This is a genomic window from Actinomycetospora soli (assembly GCF_021026295.1).
In the GTDB taxonomy this organism is placed as follows: domain Bacteria; phylum Actinomycetota; class Actinomycetes; order Mycobacteriales; family Pseudonocardiaceae; genus Actinomycetospora; species Actinomycetospora soli.
Genome location: NZ_JAJNDA010000020.1, coordinates 50,876 through 74,201, shown reverse-complemented (window position 1 = coordinate 74,201; position 23,326 = coordinate 50,876). Strand labels below are relative to the sequence as shown.

Sequence of the window (23,326 nt, the reverse complement as noted above, 5' to 3'; positions counted from 1 at the left end):
CGGCGAGAACCCCGCGCGATGGTCCGAGCAGCAAGATCCCGACGAGCCGCGCGATGTGATCGCTCGGCGAGCACATCGCTCCGCGGAACAGGATCTTGCGCGGGAAGGCGGCCTGGCGCGGGTCACCCTCAGGACAGCTCGATCACCAGACGATCCGAGCGCGCCCGGGAGACGCAGAGCGCGATCCGTTCACCGCGCTCCGAGGCCGGGATGCAGCTGTCACGGTGGTCGGCCTCGCCGGCGAGCAGCCCCGACACGCACGAGCCGCACACGCCCTCGGTGCACGAGGTGAACACCTCGACGTCGTTCTCCTCCAGCACCGACAGGATCGTCCGGTCGGCCGGGATCTCGAACTCCTCCCCGGTGTCCAGCTCGACGGTGAAGGACCGGTCGGCGGAGGAGTCGACCGCCGCCGCCACGAACGCCTCGACGTGCACGTGCCCGGCCCCGACCACCGGCGCGGCCGCAGCACGGACCGCGTCCATGAACCCCTGCGGCCCGCACGTGTACACGTGGCTCGACGCGGAGAGCTCCGCCACGGCCGCCGACAACGCGCCGGCCCGTTCGGCCCGCGGTGTCCCCAGGTGCAGGTGCACCCGCGCGGCGAACGGGACGCGGTGCTCGAGCAGTTCGACGAACGCCGCCTCGGCCCGGGACCGCGCGACGTAGTGCAGCGCGAAGTCCGCGCCGCGGCGGTGCAGCTCGTAGGCCATCGACAGCAACGGCGTGATGCCGATCCCGCCCGCGACGAGCAGGTGCCGATCGGCGTCGTCGGCGACCGACAGCAGGTTGCGCGGCGCGCCGATCGTCAACGACGACCCGACCGCCACCTCGTGCAGCGCCGCCGACCCGCCCCGCGACGAGGCCTCGCGCTTCACCGCGATCGTCAGCGAGTCCGCCTCCTCGGGCGGGTTGCACAGCGAGTACTGGCGCAGCACGCCGGTCGGGCCCACGACGTCGATGTGCGCCCCGGCCCGGTACGGACCGAGCGGCCCGCCGTCCTCGCGGATCAACCGCAGGCTGCGGACGACGTCGGACTCCCGCACGACCTCGACCACCCGCACTCGGGTCTCTGTCATGGCGGTCATCGCAGGTACAGGCCCCCGTTCGTGTCCCAGCAGGCCCCGGTGCACGTCGCGGCGGCGGGGGAGGCGAGCAGCGCCACCATCTGCGCGACGAAGTCCGGGTCACCGAGGCGGCCGACGGGAATCTGCTCCAGGTACGACTCCAGGCGGTCCCCGACGATCGACCGCACCATCTCGCTGTCCTGCGGCCCGGGCGACACGGCGTTCACCGTCACGCCGCGACCGGCGAGCTCCCGCGCGAACACCTTCGTCGTCGACAGGATCGCGCCCTTCGACGCCGCGTAGTGCCCACCGGTGGCGGTCCCGCCGTTCTGCCCGGCGAGCGAGGCCATGTTCACGATCCGGCCGTAGCCCTGCGCCGCGAGGTGCGCGCCGAACACCTGGCAGGTCGCGAAGGTGCCGCCCAGGTTCACGCGCATCACCTCGTCCAGCGCCTCGGGGCTGATGTCCATCAGCGGCACGGCCTGCGTGCGCGCGGCGTTGTTCACCAGCACGTGCACCGCGCCGAACCGGTCCAGCACCCCGGCGAGCAGCCCCTCGATCGCGGCCCGCTCCGCCACGTCCGCGGCGAACCCCACGGCCGTTCCCGACGACGGGTCGAGCTCCTTCGCGAGGGCCGCGGCGGCTCCGCCGTCGAGGTCGGCGACCGCGACGCGGTACCCGTCGCCGTGCAACCGCCGCACGATCGACGCGCCCAGTCCGCGCGCGCCGCCGGTCACCACCGCGACCTGGGACCCGCTCACAGCAGGAACCCCGCGGCCGGCACGGCGGCCTCGCTGTCGACGAGCCGGATCACCTTCCGCACGATCCGATCGCCATCGGCCCCCAGACGCACGACGTGCTCGACGTCCGCCGCCCAGAGGTCGTGGTGGTCGCGCTTGTAGGCGACGAGGATCTGCGCCGAGCGCACCGTCACCTCGTCGTCGGACACGGCCAGCGGCACGAACCGCGACACCGTGCGCACCGTCCGAGCAGCGTCGACGGCCGCGATCGCGTAGCCCTCGGTGAGCCGGTTGATGCGCATCCGCCGCATCCGGGTGTCGTCGTAGACCATGTTCAGCACCGACGCGAAGTCGTCGGTCTCCCGGTCGATCGGGATGACGTAGAGCGCGTCGTCGGCGTACAGCTCGTCCCAGGCGCGGTACTCGCGCCGGTCGAGCAGGTCGGCCTCACGCCAGATCAGGTCGATCGCGCGGGCGACCCGCGCGTCGGTGGTGGGGACGAGAGACAGCGCCTCAGTCATCGCCCATCATCTCCTTCCACTGCGCGTAGGCCGCGCGCATGCCGGTCTCGTCGGTGACGTGCGAGGTGGGCCAGCCCTCGGCGGACGGCTTCTCCCGGGCGAGCCCGCGGTTGACCATGATCGGCATCCCGGGGGCGGCCTGGGCGCCGCGCTGGACGCGGTCCCAGCCCTCGGCGTCGTCGGGCGTGCCGAAGCCGAACGGGCCCTGGAAGTGCTCGTGGACCCGCATGCGCTCGCGGTTGACCACGTCGAGCGCGGCCGGCCCGTCGGGGCCGATCGCGATGTGCTCGATCTCGGTGCGGTCGACGGCGATCGGGCGCAGGACCCGGAAGAACGCCGCGGACATCGACACGTTGGGGAACAGGTTCAGGTTGAACCCGGTGCCGTGCATCGCGCGGACGACCCGGCGCACGGCGGCGTCGTCGAGCTCGGTGGAGAGCTCCGCGACGACGTGGTCGAAGCGCGCCTGCAGCGGTTCGGTGCCGTCGTCGGCGGCGAGGTCGGAGTGCTCGGGGACCATCTGCATGACGCTGTGGCCGTGCCCGAGGTCGTGGGTGACCGCCGTCGGGTCGGTCATGAACGACATCATGTCCGCGGTCTCGGCGTCGACCGAGGCCATCCAGGACCGGTGGACGATCGGGAAGTGGTAGCCGTCGGTCGTGTTCTCGAGCTGTATCTTCCAGTTGCCGCGGAACGTGAAGCGGTGCCGCCCGAGTACCTTGATCGGGAACCCGCCGCCCTGCGCCATGAAGCGGTCGATCCACCCGCGCACGTCGCCGAGGAAGTCCTCGAGGGGCTCGGCGGCCTCGTCGAACGTCGCGAACACCATCCCGCCGTAGGACTCGGTGCGCAGCCGGCCGAGCGAGATGTCCTTGCGCTCGAGCACGCCCTCGTAGCCGTCCGGGTAGGGCACCCCGCGCAGCGCGCCGTCGAGGCCGTAGGACCAGGCGTGGTACGGGCACGTGAAGCCGTTGGCCTTGCCGAACGGCTTCTCACAGACGCTGGCGCCACGGTGGCGGCAGCGGTTGAGCAGGGTGCGCAGCACGCCCTTGCGGTCGCGGGTGACGATCACCGGCTGGCGGCCGACGTAGGTGGACTTGAAGGTGCCCGGCCCAGGCAGCTCGCTCTCGTGCGCGACCCACACCCAGGTGCGCTCGAAGATGCGCGTCATCTCGAGCTCGAACAGCTCGGGGTCGGTGTAGAGCCGTCCCGCGACGCGGTCGGCCGCGACCAGGTCCGCGGGGGTCTCGTCGATGGTCATGATCGCTCCCGGGTCAGACGTCGTCGCGGACGGTCAGGGCGCGCCCGATGCGGGCCTCGATGCGCACGAAGCGCCAGAACTTCACGTCGCCGGAGCCGACCGGGGTGGTCCGGACGAGGTTGCAGGCGGCCTTGACGGTCTCCTGCGAGTCGGCGTCGGCGAGGACGTAGAAGGTCCAGGGCCAGCCCTCGGACGGCCCGACCATGTGGGCGTCGTCGTCGATGTCGGCGATGTAGGTGAGGCCGGGGAGCGCCTTCAGCCCGTCGACGAAGGCCATCGTGGCCTTCCAGACGTCGCCGGCGGTGATCCCGTCGGTGGGCAGGTCGAAGAAGTTCTGGTTGATGCCGAGGCAGAACAGGACGCGCAGGGGGGCGGTGCTCACGGAGGACTCCTGGTGGGTCAGCGGAAGCCGGGCGTGGTGGGGGGCAGACCCATGAGGACGGCGCCGGCGGCGTCGTAGATCTGCGGGCCGAGGAAGGCGTGCTGCTTCGGGACGAGGGCGTCGCCCGCGAGGTCGGCCAGCGGGTGGCCCGTGTAGATGGGGGCGGTCCCGGAGATCTCGATGAGGTCGGAGACGACGTCCGAGGCGGTCTTCGCGAGGTGCGCGGCGGACAGGCGGAGTTCGGCGTTCTGCTCGTCGGTGGCCTCGTCGCCGCGCAGGACGTGCTCCCAGACCTGCTCGGAGAGCTCGTAGAACCAGGCGCGCGCCGAGCGCAGCGACGCCTCGGCCTTCGCGACGTCCGTCCGGTAGTAGGGCCGGTCCGCGAGCTTCGGCGCCCCGGTGATGCCGGCGTAGCCGCCGCCGACGTGGCGGGCGTGGTCCAGCGCGGCCCGCGCGACCCCGGCGCCGACGACGGCGAGCACCTGGGCGGCGTAGGCGATCGTCGGGTAGCGGTAGAGCGGCTCGTCGATGGTCGGTGCACCGCCGCGGACGAAGGTCCACTCGCGGGGCACCTCGACGCCGCGCACCACGAGGTCGAACGACCCGGTGCCCCGCATCCCGACGACGTCCCAGTCCTGGACGATCTCGACCTGCTCGGGGCGCAGCACCGCCGAGCGGGGCTTGCCGCCGGTCGACGCGTCCCCGGGCAGCCCGACGCCGAGCAGGTCGGCGCCCAGGCAGCCGCTGGCGAAGCGCCACCGGCCGTCGACGAGGAAGCCGCGCTCGGTCGGCTCGGCCGGCTGCGGTGGGAAGAGCCCGCCCGCGAACGCGACGTCGGGCCCGTCGGTGAAGATCTCGGCCTGCGTGTCCACGGGCAGCGCGGCGAGGTAGATCTGCGCGGAGCCGAAGCTCGCGACCCACCCGGTCGACCCGTCGACCGCGGAGATCCGCTCGATCTTCTCCAGGAACCGGGCGGGCGGGAGCGGTTCGCCGCCGAACTTCGACGGCGTCGCGGCGCGGTAGAGGCCGAGCTCCTTGAGCCGGGCCACGAAATCGCGCGGGACGTAGCGCTGCGCACGGAACTCGTCGCGGCGCGTCGACAGTTCGGCGAGAACGGCCGAGAACTGCGGGTCGTCGTCCATCACGGTGCCTCCTCGCGGTGATGGGACCGACGGTAGGGAGGAGGCGGGCGAGATCGGAATGGGAAGTGCACCCGCGCGACGTAGGGGAATCCTTCACGGGTCGATCTCCCGACGAGGCCCCTACGCTGACGCGGTGACGGCCGACCCGAGCGCCCCCGAACTGGTCACGACGGACTTCGTGGCGATGATGAACGCCAGCCGGACCTGCGTGCTGGTGCACGACGCGGCGACCAAGAACATCCTCTGGGCGAACCCGGCCGCGTGCGACCTGCTCGAGTGGTCGGTCACCGAGCTGCGCCCGCTCAAGGCCCACCACATGTCGAGCTCGGCGGCCCAGTACGACCGCGTGATCGGACGGGCCTGGCTGCAGGAGGCGGTGGAGCGCGGTAGCAACCGGATCGAGTGGCACTACCGCTCGCGCACGGGCCGGGTCATCCCCACCGACGCCGTGGCGACCCGCGTCGAGCTCGCGCAGGGCCCCGTCGTCATGGTCCAGTTCCGGGACATCGAGCGGGAACAGGAGGTCGAGCAGCTCCTGCGACGCACCACCTCCTACGTGGACGCACTGTCGCGGCACACCTCGACGATCGCGCTCATGCTCGACCCCGACGGCACGGTGCGGTTCGCGACCGACACCGCGATCGCGGTGCTCCGCGCCGATCCCGACGAGGCCCTGGGCCGTCTCACGCGCTTCGGCACCCTGCGCTCCGAGGGGCGGCGCACGAGCTGGAGCGAACTCGCCCGCCGGGCCGCGCCGGTGGCGCCCGTGCAGCTCGAGGTGCCCGCCGCGGGGCAGACCGGTCCGGTCTGGCTGGAGGGCAGCCTCGAACGGCTCGACGACGCCCTGCTCATGCTGCTCCACGACGTGTCGGAGCGGGTGAGCACCGAGGCCCGCCGGGAGCGGGAACTGGCCCGCGAGAACCACCTCGCGCGCTACACCGCGATGGGTGACATGGCGATGGCGATCGCCCACGAGCTCGGCCAGCCGCTCGCCGCCGCCGGCAACTTCCTCGCCGGGGTCACCCGCCGCGCCGCGGCATTGGTGGCCTCCGGGACGCTGCCGGCCGAGGCGGCGGACCACCTCGACGTCGGGATCTCCTCGGCCGGGCGGCAGATCGACCGGGCGGCGCGCATCGTCTCCTCGGTACGCGCGTACGTCGGGCACCTCGAGCACACCGAGCAGGTGGTCGACCTGCGCGACGTCCTCGAGGAGTGCCTCTACTTCGTGCGGCTGCGCGCCGATCCGCCGGGCGTGCGGGTCGGTGTGCACGTTCCGGACGACGGGCTCGGCGTGCGCTGCGAGCGCGTGCTCACCGGGCAGGTCGTGCTCAACCTCTGCTTCAACGCCGTCGACGAGCTCGCCGCCTGCCCGTCGGAGGACCGCGACCTCACGATCACGCTCGCCCGCGAGGGCGCCGACGCGGTGCTCACCGTCGACGACCGCGGACGCGGCTTCACCGGCGACCCCTTCACGGAGTTCACCACCAAGGAGCACGGCAGCGGGATCGGCCTCGCACTGAGCTACCGCATCATCACGCGCCAGCACGGACGCATCTGGGCCGAGCACCGTCCCGACGGCGGATCGCGCTTCGGATTCGCCCTGCCGCTCGCGTAAGGAATTCCCCGACGGCCGCGCGGGGATTCCCGACCTGGCCGCACCGTGCGTGAATTCCTTAGCCTGGGCGGGAGAAGTCTCGATGTCGGACACGGAGGCCCCGGTTCTACCGTCGATCCACCGCCGGAATCCCAGGAGGAATCGATGTCGGAGCTCACCGGGACGCAGCAGTCCTTCCGCGCCGCGATGGCGAACCTGTCCGCGGCCGTCAACGTCGTGTCCACCGACGGGCCCTGCGGCCGCGCGGGCATGACGGTCAGCGCCGCGTGCTCGGTGACCGACGCGCCGCCGACGATGCTCGTCTGCCTCAACCGGGCGAGCCGCTCACACGGGATCGTCACCGGCAACGGACGGCTCGCGGTCAACGTGCTCGCCGACGGCCAGGAGGACCTCGCGATGCACTTCGCCGGGGCGACGCAGGTGCCCACCGCCGAGCGGTTCGACGACGCCTGGGACCTCGACACCCACGGCGTCCCCGTGCTGCGCCACGCCGCGGCCGTGGTGGTCGGCCGGATCGAGGCCGAGCAGGACCTCGGCTCGCACACCGTGCTGTTCGTCGCCGTCGAGCACGTCCGGGCCCACGACGACGGCGGGGCCCTCGTGTACTTCCGGCGCCGCTTCCACCGGGTCGGCGCCGACGCGCTGATCGCCTGAGCACCTCTGGAGGACCCGTGAGCGGAGCCGAGCGCATGACGCTGACCTGCTACAACGACACCCACGGCTACGGCTGGCGCCACGTCGACCTCTTCGTGCACGATGACGGCGGCCACGAGCTCAGCTGGGTGCACTGGCAGGTGCCGCAGGACGGGCCGGCCGCCGCCGACGCGGTCACCGCCCGCGTGGAGCCGCTGCTGCGCCGCACCTCGGAGTGGCGCCACGGCGTCAGCGAGTCGGGCATGGACTTCTGGACCGCCGACGTCGTCTGGACCGAGGCGTGACGGCCCCCTGGTCGCTCCGCGCCCTCGTCGGCGAGCTGGCCGACGGCACGACGACGCCCGCGGCGGCGCTCGCCCGGGCCGACGCGGCGATCGCCGCGACCGAGCCGGAGGTGCAGGCCTGGGTCGCGCGGAGCGACCCGGCGTCGGGAACCGCGGGACCCCTCGGCGGCGTGCCGCTCGGGGTCAAGGACATCATCGACCTCGCGGGCCTGCCCACCCGCTGCGGCTCCGTGCTGCGCGCCGACGCCCCGCCCGCGGCGGCGGACGCCGCGATCGTCGCGCGGTGGCGGGCGCTCGGCGCGGTGCCGATCGGGAAGACCGTCACCACCGAGTTCGCGTTCTTCGCGCCCGGCCCCACCAACAACCCGGCCGCCCCGGGCCACACCCCCGGCGGCTCGTCGAGCGGATCGGCGGCCGCGGTCGCGGCCGGGCACGTCCCGCTCGCCCTCGGGTCCCAGACGGCGGGGTCGGTCACCCGCCCGGCCGCCTTCTGCGGGGTCGCGGCGCTCGTGCTCACCCACGGCCGGTTGCCGGTCGACGGCGTCACCGGGCTCGCGGAGAGCCTCGACAGCCACGGCGTGTTCGCCGCGACCGTCTCCGACCTGTCCCTCGCGGTCGCGGCGCTGCTCGACGGCGACGACCCCGCCCCCGTCGGCCCGCCGCGCCTCGCCGTGTGGCGGGCGAGCCCGCTCGAGGTGGTCGAACCGGTCATGGCCGCGGCCCTCGACGGCGCCGTCGCGCGGCTGCGGGCGGCGGGTGCCGAGGTCGTCGAGTTCGACGCGGAGGACCTGGTCGCGGCGGTCGCCGCCGACCACCCCGTCGTGATGGCCTACGAGGCGGCCCGCGAGCGCGCGGTCGAGCACCGGCACCCGGAGGCGCTCTCGGAGCCGCTGCGGTCGCTGCTCGACACGGGCGCGGCGACCCCGCGCGCGGACCACGAGGCCGCTCGGGAGCGGGTGGCCGCGGCGCGCGCGACCCTCCTGGCGCACCTGGACGTGGACGCGATCCTCGGACCGGGCGCACCCGGTCCCGCGCCGGCCGGTCTGGGTGCCACCGGCAACCCGGTGCTCAGCCGTCCCTGGCAGGCACTCGGCCTGCCGCAGCTGTCGGTCCCGGGCCTGCGCGACGACGACGGGCGGCCGCTGGGGCTGCAGCTGATCGGCCGGCCCGACGCCGAGCTCGCCCTGCTCGGGGCCGGGCGGTGGGTCGAGGCGGGGCTCTCCTAGACCTCGACGCGGTGCAGCAGCAGGTCCCGCACGAGCGCGCCGAGGCTGTCGGCCCCGGTCTTGGCGCGGATGCGGGCGCGGTGCACGTCGATCGTCTTGACGCTCGTGCCGAGACGGCGGGCCACGACCTGGCTGGGCAGCCCGTCGATGACGAGTCGGAGCACCTCCCGCTCGCGGGCGGTGAGGGTCTCGACGCGGCGCTCGACGTCGCGGCGGGCGGCCCGCCGCGTGAACGCCTCCACCGCGGCGGCCTGGTGGCGCTGGACGATCTCCAGCAGCCGCTGCGGCTCGTAGGGCTTCTCGAGGAAGTCCACCGCGCCGCGCTGCAGGGCCCGCACCGACATGGGGATGTCGCCGTGGGCCGAGCAGAACACGAGGGGCGCGGGGTAGTCGCGGGCGACGAGCTCCTCCTGGAGCCCGAAGCCGCTCATGCCGGGCATGCGCACGTCGACCACCACCACCGCGGGCGCCTCCGGGTCGAACTCCGCGAGGAAGGTCCGGGCGTCGGGGTAGGTCAGCGGGGTGACCCCGACGCTCTCCAGCAGGAACACCAGGGAGCGTCGGAGGTCCTCGTCGTCGTCGACGATGTGCACGACCGGCTCGTCGCTCATGGCCGCGTCAGCACCGAGGTGGACGGGAAGTCGCTCGCGAAGTTCGTCGGCAGGGGTGCGACGAACACGTTCTCGGTGCGGGTGCGGGTGATCCGCCAGGTCCCGTCGTCCCGCCGGAACGCGTTGTTCAGGCGGCTGGACCGGAGCAGGGCCCGGCCGTCGGAGAACAGCCACGGCTGGCAGTGGATCCACTGCCCGGTCGCCTCGTCGCCGTCGACGTGGATCTGCTCGGAGGTCAGGTAGTGGGCGTTGAGCAGCAGCGCCGGGTCCTGCTTCTCGCCCCAGAACCCCTGGAAGTGTCGACGGATCGCGGCCTTGCCCTCGGCGCGGCCGAACTGGCCGGTGTAGTACTCGCCGACGCCCTCCCACACGGCGTCGTCGGTGTAGAGCTCGAGGATCAGCTCGATGCGCGCGGCGTCGTCGGTGACGCCGTACTCCGGGTTCGGGGTGTCGCACAGCCACATGTACCGGGCCTGCAGGCGGCGGATGTCGGCCTCGGACTCGAGGACGTCGACCCGGCGGGCGAGGGCCTCGAGCGTGGTCGCTTCGACGGTCGTCATCGCGGTGCTCCTTCCGGTGCGCAGGGTAGGGGTCAGGTCCCGACGACGGGTGCGGGCGCGGCGGCGTCGACCTTCCGCGGGGCGGTCTCGGGCAGCAGCGCCAGGCAGCCCAGCGTGAGCAGCAGGGCGCCGGCGAGGTAGAAGCCGATGTTCGCGGCGTCGCCGGTGAGGGCGAGGATGCGGTTCGCGACCAGCGGGGAGATGCCGCCGCCCAGGACCGCACCGACGTGGTAGGCGATGCCCATGCCGGTCTGGCGCTGCTCGCGGGGGAAGAGCTCGCCGAAGTAGACGTACATCGGCCCGAAGAGCACACCCGTCGTCAGGAACCCGAGGGAGACCGCGAGGACGAAGGCGGTGACGGTGCCGCCCTCCGCGATCGGGAAGAGCACGAGCGCGGCGCCCATCGACGCGACGGCTCCGGTGATCATCACCGGGCGGCGGCCGAAGCGGTCGGAGGCCACCGCGCCGCCGACGTTGGCGAGGGCGTGGAGCAGCAGCGCGACGATGCTGCCGGCGACGACCGGGCCGCGCGGCAGGCCGAGGCCCTGCGGCGCCGCGGCCGTGGCGTAGGACAGCATGAAGATCGCGAGCACGAAGGTCATCGAGTTGAGGCCGATGTTCGCCCCGGCGGCGAGCAGCACGCGGCGCCAGCCGGTGCGGAACACCTCGGCGGCGGGGGCGCGCCGGACCTCGCCCGCGTGGCGGACCATGTCCTGGAACACCGGGCTCTCGTGGACGCTGCGGCGGACCCACAGCCCGAGCACCAGCACCACGCCGCCGAACAGGAACGGCAGGCGCCAGCCCCAGCTCGCGACCGCCTCGCGGGGCAGCAGCAGCACGAGCGCGAACGCGACGTTGGCGAGGATCGTGCCGAGCGGCGAGCCCAGGGCGGTGAAGACGCCCCAGAGCGCGCGGTGCCGCGGGGGTGCGTGCTCCATCGCGAGCGTCGCGGCGCCGCCGGTCTCGCCGCCGCGGGCGAGGCCGTGGACCATGCGCAGCAGGACGAGCAGGAGCGGGGCGGCGACACCGATCACCGCGTAGGGCGGCAGCAGGCCCATCAGCACGGTCGCGAGGCCCATGCCGATGAAGGTCATCATCAGGGCCGTGCGGCGCCCCTTCCGGTCCCCGACCCAGCCGAACAGCAGGGCGCCGAGCGGGGCCATGAGGAACCCGATGCCGAAGGTCGCGAGCCCCATGAAGGTGGCGAACCAGGCGTCGTCGGACCGGAAGAACGTGTCGGTGAAGACCAGCGCGGTCGCGGTGCCGTAGATCGCGAAGTCGTAGAACTCCAGCGACGTCCCGATCCCGGTGGCGGCCGCGACCTTCAGCAGTCCGGTGCGTGGCTGGTCGTCGGCGGTGCGGACGCTCGCCTGGGTCTCGTGCTCGGTGGACAAGAGCAGCTCCCGAGGGGTGGTGGGGGACCGGTGGGGCGGTTCACAGAGAACCCCAGGCCGCGGATCGGGAGCCATCGGGAAGTACGGGCACCGGTGTAGGGGAATCCCTCACTCCACCCGGCCCGCGCGACCGTTGTTCACACGACGGGAACCGCGCGGTGATGGGGTCGGGGATCCCGGAGCGGACGTGCGGAACCGGGTCGGGCCGACCCGGTCCGACGAGGGCGCTCCGGCCCGCGGACCCGTCGACCCGGGGTTTCCGCCCGCCCTCGGGCCTGGGAGGCTCGGAGGGGTGACCCAGCACGTGACGAAGTTGGAGCTCGACGACCTCGGCCTCGCCGCGGGACTTCCCCGGCCGTCCGGGGCCCAGGACCGCGTCGAGGACGTGCCCTACCGCGCGGTCGAGTTCTGCGACGACGAACTCCCGGCCGCCCTGGAGCGGTGCGCCGGGTGGCTGCGCGAGACGGAGACCTGGCTCGGCGAGGCCGTCGACGTCATCGCCATCCACCTCGACTACGACGACGCCCAGGGCTCGCCCTACTTCAAGGTCAAGGTCCTGTGCAACGAGGAGGACCTGGCCGGGGCGCCGCTCGCGGCCCGGGAGGACACCGCCCGGCGCCAGGTCGGCTGACCCCCGCGCGGCTCACTCGTGGTCGGCGGCGAGCCCGTCGACCACGAGGCGCTGCGCGGTGGCGATGATGCCCTCGAGGGACCCGCGGCCCGGGTCCCACCACTCGGCGGTCCAGTTCAGGGCCCCGAGCACCACCATGAGCGCCACCCCGGGGTCGAGGTCCCGGTCGATCTCGCCGGCCGCCCGGGCCTCGGCGACCAGGCCCCGCCAGATCTCCACGTAGTCCCGCTCGGCCTGGCGGTGGCGGGCCCGCATCGACTCGGGCAGCTGCGGCACGGTGCGGATCGCCGCCGCCGCGTGGTCGGAGTGGGTCAGCAGCGTGCTCAGGTGCGCGGCCACCGCGACCCGGAGCCGGTCCAGCGGCGAGCCGTCGGCCTCCGCGAGCGCCTCCTCCACCAGCGTGCGGGCCCGGGCCAGCCCGACGGCGACCGCCTCCTCGATGAGCTCGTCGCGCGAGGAGAAGTAGTAGTAGATCGCCGGCGCCTGCACCTGGGCGACCGCCGCGACGTCCGAGAGCCGCGTCCCGGCGTACCCGCGGCGCACCAGCACGTGCGCCGCGGCGTCCACCACCCGACGGCGGGTCCGCGCCGACTTCGTGCCGCGACCGGTCCCCTCGCTCGACGGGGCGGGGGACGCGGGCACGGCGTCAGCGTAGTCAGTACGACGCGGGCAGTCCGAGCGAGCGCTGGGCGACGAAGTTGAGCACCATCTCCCGGCTGACCGGCGCGGTCTTGAGCATGCGGGCCAGGAACCACAGGTCGGCGAGCCCGTACTCCAGCGACATGCCGTTGCCGCCGTGGGTCTGCATCGCCTGGTCGAGCGTGCGCAGCGAGGAGTCGGCGGCCGCGAACTTGGCGATGTTCGACGCCTCGGCGGCGTCGGCGCCCTCGTCGAACAGGTCGGCGGCGCGCTGCGCCATGAGCCGCGCCTGCGCGACCGCGATGTAGCACTCGGCCAGCGGGTGGGCCACGCCCTGGTGCGCCCCGATCTTCACGCCCTTCCACACCGCCCGCTCGTTCGCGTACGCCGTCGCCTTCTCCAGCGAGTACAGCGAGATGCCGTTGCTGATCGCCGCCGCGGTGATGCGCTCGGGGTTGAGCCCGGCGAAGACCTGCCGCAGCCCGTTGCCGTCGTCGCCGATGAGCGCCTCGGGACCGAGCGGGACGTCGTCGAAGAACACCGTGAACTGCTGCTCGGGCTGGGTGAGGGCGGCCGGGATCGGCTGCCAGGTCAGGCCCGCGGAGTCGGTGGGGACGACGTAGAGCGACAGCGGCTTGCGGTCACCCGTGGCGGGGGCGCTGCCGCTGCGGGCGACGACGAGCACGGCGTCGGCCTCGTCGATCCCGGAGGTCCAGTACTTCGTGCCCGAGAGCCGCCAGCCCCCGTCGCCGTCGGGGTGGGCGGTGGTGGTGACCTCGTGGCTGTTGGACCCGGCGTCGGGCTCGGTGATCGCGAAGGCCATCTTGAGCGAGCCGTCGGCGATGCCGGTCAGCCAGCGCTGCTTCATCTCGTGCGACGCGTGCCGCGCGAGGATCGTCCCGCAGATCGCGGGGGAGATGACCGTCATGAGCAGCGGGCACCCGGCCGCCGACGCCGCCTCCACGACGACCAGCAGGTCGCCGAGGGTGCCGCCGCCCCCGCCGTACTCCTCGGGCAGGTGCACGCCGAGGAACCCGGCGGCGCCGAGCTCCTTCCACAACTCGGTGGGCTCGGCGTGCGCGTGCGCCTTCTCCACGAAGTAGTCGTGCCCGTAGCGGCTCACGAGCGCGGTGACGGCGTCGCGCAGCGCGGCGCGCTCGTCGGTCTCGGGGACGATCGAGGACGTGTTCACGGGGCTCTCCCTGCGACAGAATTTCATCGAGAGTAAAAACCGGCGGGCGGCCGGGTCAAGCTCACGGCATCGACGATCCGCCGCCGACCGCGACGACCTGGCCGGTGACCTGGCGGGCGGCGACGTCGGAGGCGAGCCAGACGACGGCGGCGGCCACGTCCTCCGGGGTGGTCAGCCGCCGCAGCGGGGTCTGCTTCGTGACGTGGGCGATCTGGTCGTCATCGAAGATCGCGTCGCGCCCCGCGGCCCAGAGGCTGTCGGCGCCGACCCCGCCCTCGTCGGGCAGGACGAGCCCCGGGCAGACGACGTTGGCGCGGATGCCGTGCCGGCCCTGCTCGCGCGCCGTGGTGCGGGCGAGGGCGATGAGGCCGGCCTTCGTCGTGCCGTAGACGCCCTGGCGGACCGCCCCGAAGGCGGCGTCGCTGGAGATGAAGACGACCGCGCCGGCGCGCTGCTCGGTCATGGTCGCGAGCACGGCCTGCGTCGCGTCGATCGCGGTGTAGAGGTTGGTCTCGATCGTGCGCTGCCAGAGCGCCCGGTCGGTCTGCTCGGTGAGGAACCCCGGCACGCTCCAGCCGCAGTTGTTCACCAGCACGTCCACGCCGCCCCACGCCCCGACGGCGTCGGCGACGACGCGGTCCCCGGCGCCCTCGGCGGTCAGGTCGCCGATCACCTCGCGCACCTCGGCCGCGCCGAGGTCGAGCGCCTCGGTCCGCACGCGGGCCGACTGCTCGGCGTCCCGGTCCGCGAGCAGCACGCGGGCGCCCTCGCGGGCGAAGCCGTGCACGATGCCACGCCCGATGTTCGAGGCGCCACCGGTCACGATCACCCGGGCGCCGCCCAGTCCGAGGTCCACGGCCGTCCTTCCGTCCCGGGGGCACTTCTTCTAATCTAGATTAGACCACCGCTGCGAGGGAGTGTGCGATGACGACCGCGACCACCGACCGGCCCCCCAACGACGAGGTCTCGCTCGCGCCGCTGTCGTTCTGGGCGAAGTCCCCGGAGGACCGGGAGGCCGACTTCGCGGTCCTGCGCCGGGAACGCCCGATCAGCTGGCACCCGCCCGCGGAGGGCTCGATGATGCCGCCGGAGGACGGCGCCGGCTTCTGGGCGGTGACCCGCCACGCCGACATCGTCGCCGTCAGCAAGGACCCCGGGACCTTCTGCTCCGGCGAGGGCATCCAGATGGAGGACGTCCCGGTCGCGATCCTGGAGTCGGCCAGCTCGTTCCTCGCGACCGACGCCCCGCGGCACACCCAGCTGCGCCGCCTCGTCTCGGCGGCCTTCACCCCGAAGCGGGTGCGGACGATCGAGGCGCAGATCCGCGACCAGGCCCGCCGGCTCGTCGACGAGCTCCTGGAGACGGAGAGCGGCGACTTCGTCGCGCAGGTCTCCCGCCGCCTCCCGCAGTGGACGATCTTCGAGATGATGGGGCTCGAGGACCAGGAGACGCGGGAGCTCGCGACCGCCGCGGCGGACGGCATGGTGAGCTGGGGCGACGAGGACGTCCGGCAGGGCCGGGAGCCCGCCGAGCTGCTCTGGGAGTCCCTGCTCGGGCTGATGCGGATCGCGCTCGAGCACGCCGAGGACCGCCGCGCGCACCCGGCCGACGACCTCATGACGAACCTCGTCCAGGCCGAGGTCGACGGCGAGCGTCTCAACGACGACGAGATCGCGGCCTTCTTCGTGCTGCTCTCGGTGGCCGGCAACGACACGACGCGGAACACGATCTCGAGCACGGTCCGGCAGTTCACGCTGCACCCCGACCAGCGGGACCTGCTGGCGGCCGACCTCGACGGGCGGATCGGCCCCGCCGTGGACGAGTTCGTCCGCTGGGCCACCCCCGTCATGACCTTCCGACGCACCGCGACCCGCGACGTCGAGCTGCACGGCCGGCGCATCCGGCAGGGCGACTGGGTGGTGCTGTTCTACGCCTCGGGCAACCGCGACCCCGAGGTGTTCGCCGACCCGATGCGCTTCGACATCACCCGCGACCCCAACCCGCACGTCGGCTTCGGCGGCGGCGGGCCGCACTACTGCCTCGGGAACCAGCTCGCGAAGACCCAGCTCCGCGCCCTGTTCGGCGAGCTCCTGACGCGCGCTCCGGGGCTCGAGGCCGGAGAGCCGACCTACCTCGCCGGCAACTTCATGCAGGCGATCACGTCCATGCCATACACCTTGCGGAGGCCCTGAGTGAGCTCCTCGCCCGTCCTGCTCGACGTCGACGACCGCGGCGTCGCGCGCCTGCGGCTGAATCGTCCGGAGGCGAGCAACGGGCTCGACGTACCGCTCCTGCGCGCCTTCCACGACGCCGTCATGACCTGCCACGGCCGGCCGGGCCTGCGTGTCCTCGTGCTGTCGGGGGAGGGGCGGCACTTCTGCGCCGGCGGCGACGTCAAGACGTTCGCGAGCAAGGGCGAGGGGCTGCCCGACTACCTGCGCGAGGCCACGTCGTGGCTGCAGATCGTGGTGCAGGGACTGCTGAACCTGCCCGCACCCGTCGTCACGAAGGTGCAGGGATTCGCCGCCGGGGGCGGCGGCTTCGGGCTGGTCTGCGCCTCCGACCTCGTCGTGGCGGCGGAGTCGGCGTCCTTCCTCGGCGGGGCGACGCGGGTGGGCATGGCGCCCGACGCCGGGACCACGGTGACGCTCCCGGCGCTGGTCGGGCTGCGCAAGGCGCTGGAGATCTCGCTGACCAACCCGGTGCTCACGGCCGCGGAGGCGCTCGAGCTGGGGCTGCTCACGCGGGTCGTTCCCGACGACGGGCTCGACGCGGCGGTCGACGAGCTGGTCGCCCGCCTCGTCGACGGCGCCCCGCTGGCGCTGGCCGCGACGAAGCGGCTGATGTGGTCGGGGCTCGGCTCGCGGGTGGAGGCGCAGCTGCCGGAGGAGGCCCGGACCGTGTCCGAGCTGTCCGGTACCGCCGACTCCCTCGAGGGGCTCGCCGCCGTCATCGAGCGGCGGCCCCCGAGGTTCGTCGGTCGGTAGCTACAGCCGCTCGATGATCGTGACGTTGGCCTGGCCGCCGCCCTCGCACATCGTCTGCAGCCCGTAGCGGCCGCCGGTGCGCTCCAGTTCGTGGAGCATCGTCGTCATGAGCCGCGCGCCGGTGGCGCCGAGCGGGTGCCCGAGGGCGATGGCCCCGCCGTTCGGGTTGACGCGCGCCGGGTCGGCGCCGGTCTCGATCAGCCACGCCTGCACGACGCTGGCGAAGGCCTCGTTGATCTCGACGACGTCGATGTCGCCGATGTCGAGCCCGGTCTTCTTCAAGGCGTGCGCGGTGGCCGGGATCGGGGCGGTCAGCATGATCACCGGGTCGGTGCCGCGGGCCGAGACGTGGTGGACGCGGGCCCGGGGGGTGAGACCGTGGTCGGCCACGGCCTGCTCCGAGGCGATCGCGAGGCACGCCGCGCCGTCGGAGATCTGGCTGGCCACACCGGCGGTGATCTTCCCGCCGGGCGCGAGCGTCTTCAGGCCGGCCATCTTCTCGGGGGTGGTGTCGGCGCGCGGGCCCTCGTCGGCGGAGAGCCCGGCGATCGGCACGATCTCGCGGTCGAACCGGCCCTCGTCGATCGCCCGCAGCGCCCGGTGGTGGCTCTCGTAGGCGAAGCGCTCCATGGCCTCGCGGGAGATGTCCCAGCGGTCGGCGATCATCTCGGCCGCCCGGAACTGGGAGATCTCCTGGTTGCCGTAGCGCGCCTCCCAGCCCTCGCAGCCGGTCCAGGGGTCGACCGCGCCGAAGGGCTCGCCGGCGGCGAACGACGACAGGATCGGGTACTGGCTCATGACCTGCACCCCGCCCGCGAGGACGAGGTCGGCGGTCCCGGACATCACCGCCTGCGCGGCGAAGCCGACGGCCTGTTGCGACGAGCCGCACTGCCGGTCCACGGTGACGCAGGGGACCGATTCGGGGAGCCCGGCCGCCAGGGCCGCGGTGCGTGCGATGTCGCCGGCCTGGGCGCCGATCGTGTCGAGGCAGCCGAGGATGACGTCGTCGATCGCCTCCGGGTCGACCCCGGTGCGCTCGACGAGCTGCCGGATCGGGTGCGCCGCCAGGTCGGCCGGGTGGACCTTCGCCAGCCCCCCGTTGCGCCGGCCGACCGGGCTGCGGACGGCGTCGACGATGTAGGCCTCGGGCATGGGCACCTCCGCGTGCGGGAACTGGGTGCGCCGAGTTTAATCCAGAGTAAGAACTTCGGACAGGGGAGTGTGGCGACCTGCTGACGTCCAGCGTCAGCGGTGGGCCACGGCTGACCCGCACCCGCACCCGCCGTCAGGACGGGCGGAGACCCCGGCGCACGATCCGCTGGGTGATCGCGACGACCTCCTCCAGCGGGTTGCGCTCCGGGTCCCACCACTCCGGCGCCCAGTTGAGCGCGCCGAGCACGAGCATCCGGGCGGCCCGGGTGTCGACGTCGGGGGACATCTCCCCGGCGGCGACGGCCTCCTCGACGAGCCGGCGCCAGACGTCCGCGTACTCCCGCTGCCCGACGAGCTGGCGTTCGCGGATGTCGGCGGGGAGCTGTCCGGCGTTGCGGATCGCGGCCTGGGAGAAGTCCGAGCGGCCGAGGACCACCTCGAGGTGCGCGGCGACCGCGCGGGCGATCCGCTCCATCGCCGGGGTGCCGACGGGCAGCGCCTCCATGGATGCGACGACGTGCTCCATGGTGGCCCGCTGGCCGACGGTGACGACCTCCTCGAGCAGCTCCTCGCGCGAGGTCCAGTAGTAGTAGACGGCGGGCGCCTGGACCTCGGCGAGCGTGGCGACGTCGGAGAGCCGGGTCCCGGCGTAGCCCTTCCGGCTCAGCACCTGGGCGGCGGCGAGCAGGATGCGCTCCCGCGTCCGCGCGGACTTCGCTCCCTCGCGCACCGGCCCGGGCCGTTCTCGTGCCACGGCCGGAGCCTACGGTCCGCCGCCCGCGGACCCGTCGTCACGCCACCGGTGCCGGGACGGGTCGAGCAGCTCGCGCAGGAAGCCCTCGGGCGCCCAGACGATCGACTCGAGCTCCAGCGCGTCGAGGAACCGCACGGCGCCGGACCGGAGGTCCTCGAGGCGCAGCCGAGGGCTGTTGCCCTGCGTGTCGAGCGAGACCCGCACGGTGGCGAACTCGCTGGCCACCAACCCGTCGTCGTCCATCAGAGCAGGAACGACATCGAGGGCAGCGCGCGGTCGGAGTCGACGAGCACGACCTTCTTGCCCGCCATCCGCAGCTCGCCGTCGACCCGGCGCAGCCGGTGGGTCACGCGGCCCACCCACCACGTCGAGCCGCGGTCGCGGGACTCCAGGACCTGCACCACCGAGGTGACGACGGTGTCCGTGCCCTCCTGCCCGAGGACCTCGACGTTGGTGACCGAGCGGCACAGCCGGGAGAGCGGTCGTTGGGAGTGGCGCTTGCCGGTCTGCAGCTGCTTGATGCGGGTGGCGATGCGGTTCCGGTTGTCGAAGATGATCGACATGTGAGTCCGTGGGTCCTGGGCGTCGTCGACCGGGACGTGGTAGGTCGCGTCGTCGGTCCAGAGCGCCTCCCACGCCTCGAGCTCCCAGGCGTCGGCCAGGCGCGCCTCCCGGTAGAGGAACGCCGCGGCCTCGGCGAGCGCGATCGTGCCCTCCTCGACGGCGGTCATGCCGGGTCCATGAGCGTGAGGTAGTGCGCCCACATCGCGCGCATCGACGTCTCGTCGGTGGCGGTCCCGACGGTGAACCCGCGCTCGTCGGTGCGCTCGCGCTGGAGGCCCCGGCTGAGGTCGAGCCACTCCGGTTGCCGCTGGGCGACGCCGCGCTGGTTGCGCTCGTACATCTCGGCGTCGTCGGCGAGCAGCATCCCGGCGGGGCCGACGGAGCCGACGCACTGGGTGACCAGCCGGCGGTTGAGGTCGGGCGCGCCGGCGAACTGGATGGCCGTGACGTGCTGGACGGTGCGGTCGACCGCGAGCGGCTGGATGACGAAGAGCTGGATCTCGGCGATGAAGAGGTTCGGGAAGATCATGACGTGGGGTGACCCGTTGATCATGATCTCGTCGCCGGTCTCCTTCCCGTACGCCGCGCGCATCGCGGCCGCGTAGTCCGGAATCCTCGCCTCCGGGGTGCCGGCCCACCCCATGGGGACGCCGAGCTTGCGGAACTCGGGGCTCAGGTCGTTCTCCGAGTGCCCGCCGCCCAGGGCGCGGGTCACCGCGGTCGACTTGTCGCTGTAGAGCGCGCCGATCCCGCTGCCGGAGATCGAGAAGATCGACGAGTGCACGAACTGCGGGTGGTAGCCGTCGGTCTCGTTCTCGACGAGCATCTTCCAGTTCGCGGTGACCTCGTGGCGGACCCAGCCCGCCGTCAGCTCCACCTCGCCCTCGGGGGAGAGGCGACACAGCTGGTCGATGCGCTCGGCGGCCGCGCCGAGGTGCTCGCGCAGGGTCGGGCCCTCGGCGGCGAGGCTCGCGAAGACGAAGCCGCGGTAGCTCTCGACGCGGGGGGCGGCGCCGAGTCCGGCGAGCCGCTCCTTCGCCTGCGCACCCCCGTAGCCCTGGTTGAACGGGAACCCGAGGAGCTCGCCCGTGTTCGCGAACGTCCACCCGTGGTACGGGCAGCGGAACGACGAGGAGTTGCCGCGGTCGGCGTCGCAGACGAGGTTCCCGCGGTGCGAGCACCGGTTGTGCAGGACGTGGATCGCCCCGGTGCGGTCGCGGGTGAGTACCACCTGCTGCGGGCCGATGTTCTTGCGGACGTAGTCGTTGGGCTGCGGGATCTCACTGGTGTGCCCGACGTAGACCCACGTCGTGTACCAGATGCGCTCGAGCTCCTGCGCGTAGATCGCGGGGTCGGTGTAGAGCGACCCGTGGACCCGGTCGGGCTCGACCCGTGACCGGAGGTCGGTGGTGGTGGTCAACGGTCTCCTCCTGCGTGCCCACGGAACACGGGACGACGCTTGGCGACGAAGGCCCGGATGCCCTCGCCCGCGTCGGCGGTGGCCCCGGCCGCGCTCATCTCGGCGGTCTCGGCCACCAGCTGCTCGGAGAGCTCGGTCTGCCAGCTGGCTCGGAGCAGCCGCCGCATCCGCCCGAACGCGGCGGTGGGTCCGGCGGCGAGGCGGTCGGCGAGGGCGCGGGCGCGCGTCTCGACCTGGTCGGCGGGCAGGACCTCGGTGACGAGGCCCCACTCGTACGCCTCCCGCCCGTCGAGGCGACGGTTGAGCAGGAACATCTCCTGCGCCCGCCGCATCCCGACCACGCGGGGCAGGTACCAGCTGTTCGCGCCGTCGATGGCCAGCCCGATCGCGCCGTAGCCGAGTACGAAGGCCGCGTCCTCGGCGGCGACCACGATGTCGGCGACGTGCGCGAGGCCCATCCCGCCACCGGCCGCGGCGCCGCGCACCGCACACACGACGGGGACGTCGAGCGCGGCGAACCGGTCGAGCGCCAGGTGGTAGAGGTCGGTCATCTGCCGCAGGCGAGAGGCGCGCTCGGCGTCGTCGGTGTGCGCGAAGAACGGCAGGTCGCCGCCGACGCTGAGGTTCCTCCCGGCCCCGCAGATCAGGACGGCGCGCACCGCAGGGTCGGCGCCCGCCCGGAAGGACGCCTCGTAGAGGTCCTCGACCATGGTCGGGTCGATCGCGTTCCCGGCGTCGGGCCGGTTCAGCCGAACCGTCGCCACCCCGCCGTCGACCTCGTACTCGACCACCCGCAGCGGGCGCTGCCCGGCAGGCGGCGCGGGGAGCGCGGCCGCCCAGCGGGCGCTGTCGGTGTACTGCGCGAGCCCGACGATCCGGTCGTCGTCGAAGGTCAGGACGTGCGCGAAGGCCGCGTCCAGCGGGGCGCCGCCGTCGCGGGCGCTGCCGGTGTAGCGGCCGAGGACGACGAGCCCGCCGTCGGCGAGGGGGAGCATCCGCTCCGGCTCGGCGCGCGCCCGGTAGTTACGCCCGATCGCCCACCAGAAGTCCTGCGTCATCGCCTCGGGGCCGGTGTGGCGACCGCCCAGGTCGAGGGGCAGGCCCTCCGTCGTCTCACCGACGAAGTCCGGGTGGAGCAGGTCGGCGAGCGTGGCGGCGTCGCCCGCGGCGAGCGCGTCGTAGAGCGTGCGCGCGAGCTTCTCGCGGTCGGACATCGGCACTCCCTCGGCTACAGTTCTAATCCAGATTAGAACATAGCTCGACGAGGAGGTCTCCCATGTCGGACGCCCCGGTCCGCACGCGGGTGGAGGGGCGCGTCGGCCACGTGACGCTGAACCGGCCGCACGCGCGCAACGCCGTGACGATCGGTCTCGCCGACGGGCTGCACGACGCGCTGGTCTCGCTGGCGGGTGGGGTCGCGGTCATCGTCGTGCGGGGCGCCGGGGGCACGTTCTGCGCCGGGGGCGACGTCGACGAGGTGGCCCGGCTGGCGGCGGACGGGCCGTCGGCGCTGCGGGTGCTCTTCGAGCGCTTCGGGCGCGCCTGCGCTGTGGTCGCCACGCTGCCGGTGCCGGTGGTGTCGGTGGTCGAGGGCCACGCGATGGCGGGCGGCTTCGAGTTCATGCAGGCCAGCGACATCGCGCTGGTCCGCGACGACGCGGTGATCGCCGACAACCACCTCGCCGTCGGCCAGGTGCCCGGGGGCGGCGGGTCGCAGCGGTTGCCGCGGTTGGTCGGCCCGCAGCGGGCGCTCGGGCACATCCTGCTCGGCGACCGGCTCTCCGGCCGGCAGGCCGTCGAGTGGGGGCTGGCCTACCGCTCCGCGCCGGCCGAGGAGTTCGAGGCGATGGTCGACGCCGTGGTGGCCCGGTTGGCGAGCCGCGATCCCCAGGCTGTGGCCCGCACCAAGCGTCTGGTGCACGAGGGGCTGCGGCTGCCGCTCGAGGACGGGTTGGCGCTGGAGACCGACGTCGTCGTGGAGCACCTGGCGGACGGGGCGGCGGAGCGGCTGGTCCGAGCAGTGCGGGCGCGGTAGGCGGCTCCCCGGGGCCTTGTCGCGGGCTTCCGGCGCCTGCGCCCCGCCTTGTCGCGGGCTCTCGACGCCTGCGCCCCGCCTTGTCGCGGTGAGTCACGGCCCCGGCCACCTTGTCGCGGGCTTCCAGTGCCTGCGTCCCGCCTTGTCGCGGTGATTCACAACGACAGGGTGGCCGGGGCGGGTGAGCTCACAACGACAAGGTGGCCGGGGCGGCCTGCGGTCCGGTCCGCGCGGGTCCGGCCACCCCGCCTTGTCGCGGGCTTCCAGCGCCGGCGTCCCGCCTTGTCGCGGTGATTCACAACGACAAGGTGGCCGGAGTGAGTGAGCTCGCCGCGACAAGGTGGCTCGGGGTGGGTGAGCTCGCCACGACCAGGCGACCGGGCGCCGGGCGACCAAGATCCCGACGAGCCGCGCAATGTGATCGCCCAGCGATCACATCGCGCGGCTCGATCAGATCTTGGGACCACCGACGTCGTCACCACCCGTGGCGATCA

The 23,326-nt window shown here is 73.4% G+C and carries 26 protein-coding genes; 8 read left to right on the top strand and 18 right to left on the bottom strand.

Translation table 11 applies throughout. The features are described 5' to 3' along the window. Positions 1-128: 128 nt before the first annotated feature. From LN037_RS25755 to LN037_RS25730, 6 genes are read right to left on the bottom strand one after another with little or no spacing between them, the layout of a single operon-like run. Entirely contained in the window at positions 129-1,079 is a 951-nt protein-coding gene (locus tag LN037_RS25755) for a PDR/VanB family oxidoreductase (RefSeq protein ID WP_230758894.1), read from the bottom strand. Between the two features lie 5 nt (positions 1,080-1,084). Continuing rightward, positions 1,085-1,828: an SDR family NAD(P)-dependent oxidoreductase gene (locus tag LN037_RS25750; protein WP_230758892.1), complete on the bottom strand. Its 744-nt coding sequence runs from the start codon at positions 1,826-1,828 to the stop codon at positions 1,085-1,087. Continuing rightward, positions 1,825-2,328 carry an aromatic-ring-hydroxylating dioxygenase subunit beta gene (locus LN037_RS25745; protein WP_230758890.1) on the bottom strand — a complete coding sequence of 168 codons (504 nt, stop codon included), beginning with the start codon at positions 2,326-2,328 and terminating at the stop codon, positions 1,825-1,827. The genes LN037_RS25750 and LN037_RS25745 overlap by 4 nt, the downstream gene beginning before the upstream one ends. Beyond that, positions 2,321-3,589 carry an aromatic ring-hydroxylating oxygenase subunit alpha gene (locus LN037_RS25740; RefSeq protein WP_230758888.1) on the bottom strand — a complete coding sequence of 423 codons (1,269 nt, stop codon included), beginning with the start codon at positions 3,587-3,589 and terminating at the stop codon, positions 2,321-2,323. The genes LN037_RS25745 and LN037_RS25740 overlap by 8 nt, the downstream gene beginning before the upstream one ends. Positions 3,590-3,602: 13 nt before the next feature. Then, positions 3,603-3,971, bottom strand: a complete 369-nt coding sequence (locus tag LN037_RS25735; protein WP_230758885.1) for a hypothetical protein — start codon at positions 3,969-3,971, stop codon at positions 3,603-3,605. Between the two features lie 17 nt (positions 3,972-3,988). Beyond that, on the bottom strand, positions 3,989-5,113 hold the full coding sequence (locus LN037_RS25730) for an acyl-CoA dehydrogenase family protein (RefSeq protein ID WP_230758883.1): 1,125 nt from the start codon (positions 5,111-5,113) through the stop codon (positions 3,989-3,991). Positions 5,114-5,246: 133 nt separating this feature from the next. Here LN037_RS25730 and LN037_RS25725 point away from each other — a divergent pair, with 133 nt between their 5' ends. The 4 genes from LN037_RS25725 (at position 5,247) to LN037_RS25710 (ending at position 8,892) form a co-directional block, all read left to right on the top strand. Continuing rightward, positions 5,247-6,728, top strand: coding sequence for an ATP-binding protein (locus LN037_RS25725; RefSeq protein ID WP_230758879.1), 1,482 nt, complete (start codon positions 5,247-5,249; stop codon positions 6,726-6,728). Between the two features lie 144 nt (positions 6,729-6,872). Then, positions 6,873-7,382, top strand: a complete 510-nt coding sequence (locus LN037_RS25720; protein WP_230758876.1) for a flavin reductase — start codon at positions 6,873-6,875, stop codon at positions 7,380-7,382. Positions 7,383-7,399: 17 nt separating this feature from the next. After that, the gene (locus LN037_RS25715; RefSeq protein ID WP_230758873.1) at positions 7,400-7,666 is read left to right on the top strand and encodes a hypothetical protein; all 267 of its coding nucleotides are present in this window, start codon (positions 7,400-7,402) and stop codon (positions 7,664-7,666) included. After that, positions 7,663-8,892, top strand: coding sequence for an amidase family protein (locus LN037_RS25710; protein WP_230758870.1), 1,230 nt, complete (start codon positions 7,663-7,665; stop codon positions 8,890-8,892). Before LN037_RS25715 ends, LN037_RS25710 begins: the two co-directional genes overlap by 4 nt. Here the strand turns inward: LN037_RS25710 and LN037_RS25705 are convergent. The 3 genes from LN037_RS25705 to LN037_RS25695 are packed head-to-tail and all read right to left on the bottom strand — an operon-like array spanning position 8,889 to position 11,457. Further along, on the bottom strand, positions 8,889-9,503 hold the full coding sequence (locus tag LN037_RS25705; protein WP_230758867.1) for a response regulator transcription factor: 615 nt from the start codon (positions 9,501-9,503) through the stop codon (positions 8,889-8,891). The two genes, LN037_RS25710 and LN037_RS25705, sit on opposite strands and share 4 nt — an antisense overlap. Next, positions 9,500-10,063, bottom strand: coding sequence for a nuclear transport factor 2 family protein (locus LN037_RS25700; RefSeq protein WP_230758864.1), 564 nt, complete (start codon positions 10,061-10,063; stop codon positions 9,500-9,502). The genes LN037_RS25705 and LN037_RS25700 overlap by 4 nt, the downstream gene beginning before the upstream one ends. Before the next feature lie 32 nt (positions 10,064-10,095). Next, on the bottom strand, positions 10,096-11,457 hold the full coding sequence (locus tag LN037_RS25695) for an MFS transporter (protein ID WP_230758861.1): 1,362 nt from the start codon (positions 11,455-11,457) through the stop codon (positions 10,096-10,098). A gap of 304 nt (positions 11,458-11,761) precedes the next feature. On the opposite strand from LN037_RS25695, the gene LN037_RS25690 reads away from it, so the two are divergent. Further along, on the top strand, positions 11,762-12,088 hold the full coding sequence (locus LN037_RS25690) for a hypothetical protein (protein ID WP_372460537.1): 327 nt from the start codon (positions 11,762-11,764) through the stop codon (positions 12,086-12,088). A gap of 12 nt (positions 12,089-12,100) precedes the next feature. Here the strand turns inward: LN037_RS25690 and LN037_RS33885 are convergent, their stop codons facing one another. The 3 genes from LN037_RS33885 to LN037_RS25675 all read right to left on the bottom strand — a co-directional run bounded on the left by LN037_RS33885 (position 12,101) and on the right by LN037_RS25675 (position 14,775). Beyond that, positions 12,101-12,730: a TetR/AcrR family transcriptional regulator gene (locus LN037_RS33885; protein WP_230758856.1), complete on the bottom strand. Its 630-nt coding sequence runs from the start codon at positions 12,728-12,730 to the stop codon at positions 12,101-12,103. 13 nt (positions 12,731-12,743) lie between these two features. Further along, positions 12,744-13,919: an acyl-CoA dehydrogenase family protein gene (locus LN037_RS25680; protein ID WP_230758854.1), complete on the bottom strand. Its 1,176-nt coding sequence runs from the start codon at positions 13,917-13,919 to the stop codon at positions 12,744-12,746. A 61-nt stretch (positions 13,920-13,980) separates the two neighbouring features. Continuing rightward, on the bottom strand, positions 13,981-14,775 hold the full coding sequence (locus tag LN037_RS25675) for an SDR family NAD(P)-dependent oxidoreductase (RefSeq protein WP_230758852.1): 795 nt from the start codon (positions 14,773-14,775) through the stop codon (positions 13,981-13,983). A gap of 68 nt (positions 14,776-14,843) precedes the next feature. On the opposite strand from LN037_RS25675, the gene LN037_RS25670 reads away from it, so the two are divergent. Beyond that, positions 14,844-16,112: a cytochrome P450 gene (locus LN037_RS25670; protein WP_230758850.1), complete on the top strand. Its 1,269-nt coding sequence runs from the start codon at positions 14,844-14,846 to the stop codon at positions 16,110-16,112. Beyond that, positions 16,113-16,907, top strand: coding sequence for an enoyl-CoA hydratase/isomerase family protein (locus LN037_RS25665; protein ID WP_230758848.1), 795 nt, complete (start codon positions 16,113-16,115; stop codon positions 16,905-16,907). On the opposite strand, the gene LN037_RS25660 is transcribed toward LN037_RS25665, so the two are convergent. The 6 genes from LN037_RS25660 to LN037_RS25635 all read right to left on the bottom strand — a co-directional run bounded on the left by LN037_RS25660 (position 16,908) and on the right by LN037_RS25635 (position 22,011). Then, the gene (locus LN037_RS25660; RefSeq protein ID WP_230758845.1) at positions 16,908-18,059 is read right to left on the bottom strand and encodes an acetyl-CoA C-acetyltransferase; all 1,152 of its coding nucleotides are present in this window, start codon (positions 18,057-18,059) and stop codon (positions 16,908-16,910) included. Positions 18,060-18,192: 133 nt separating this feature from the next. Beyond that, positions 18,193-18,813 (bottom strand): TetR/AcrR family transcriptional regulator, encoded by a 621-nt coding sequence (locus LN037_RS25655; RefSeq protein ID WP_230758843.1) that lies wholly within the window; start codon positions 18,811-18,813, stop codon positions 18,193-18,195. Between the two features lie 9 nt (positions 18,814-18,822). Then, the gene (locus tag LN037_RS25650; RefSeq protein WP_230758841.1) at positions 18,823-19,056 is read right to left on the bottom strand and encodes a hypothetical protein; all 234 of its coding nucleotides are present in this window, start codon (positions 19,054-19,056) and stop codon (positions 18,823-18,825) included. Further along, positions 19,056-19,544 (bottom strand): aromatic-ring-hydroxylating dioxygenase subunit beta, encoded by a 489-nt coding sequence (locus LN037_RS25645; RefSeq protein WP_230758839.1) that lies wholly within the window; start codon positions 19,542-19,544, stop codon positions 19,056-19,058. Before LN037_RS25645 ends, LN037_RS25650 begins: the two co-directional genes overlap by 1 nt. After that, complete coding sequence (locus tag LN037_RS25640; RefSeq protein WP_230758836.1) at positions 19,541-20,797, bottom strand: aromatic ring-hydroxylating oxygenase subunit alpha; 1,257 nt, start codon at positions 20,795-20,797, stop codon at positions 19,541-19,543. The genes LN037_RS25645 and LN037_RS25640 overlap by 4 nt, the downstream gene beginning before the upstream one ends. Beyond that, the gene (locus LN037_RS25635; protein WP_230758834.1) at positions 20,794-22,011 is read right to left on the bottom strand and encodes an enoyl-CoA hydratase-related protein; all 1,218 of its coding nucleotides are present in this window, start codon (positions 22,009-22,011) and stop codon (positions 20,794-20,796) included. The genes LN037_RS25640 and LN037_RS25635 overlap by 4 nt, the downstream gene beginning before the upstream one ends. Before the next feature lie 62 nt (positions 22,012-22,073). Here LN037_RS25635 and LN037_RS25630 point away from each other — a divergent pair, with 62 nt between their 5' ends. Then, complete coding sequence (locus LN037_RS25630; RefSeq protein WP_230758830.1) at positions 22,074-22,832, top strand: enoyl-CoA hydratase/isomerase family protein; 759 nt, start codon at positions 22,074-22,076, stop codon at positions 22,830-22,832. Positions 22,833-23,326 lie beyond the last annotated feature (494 nt).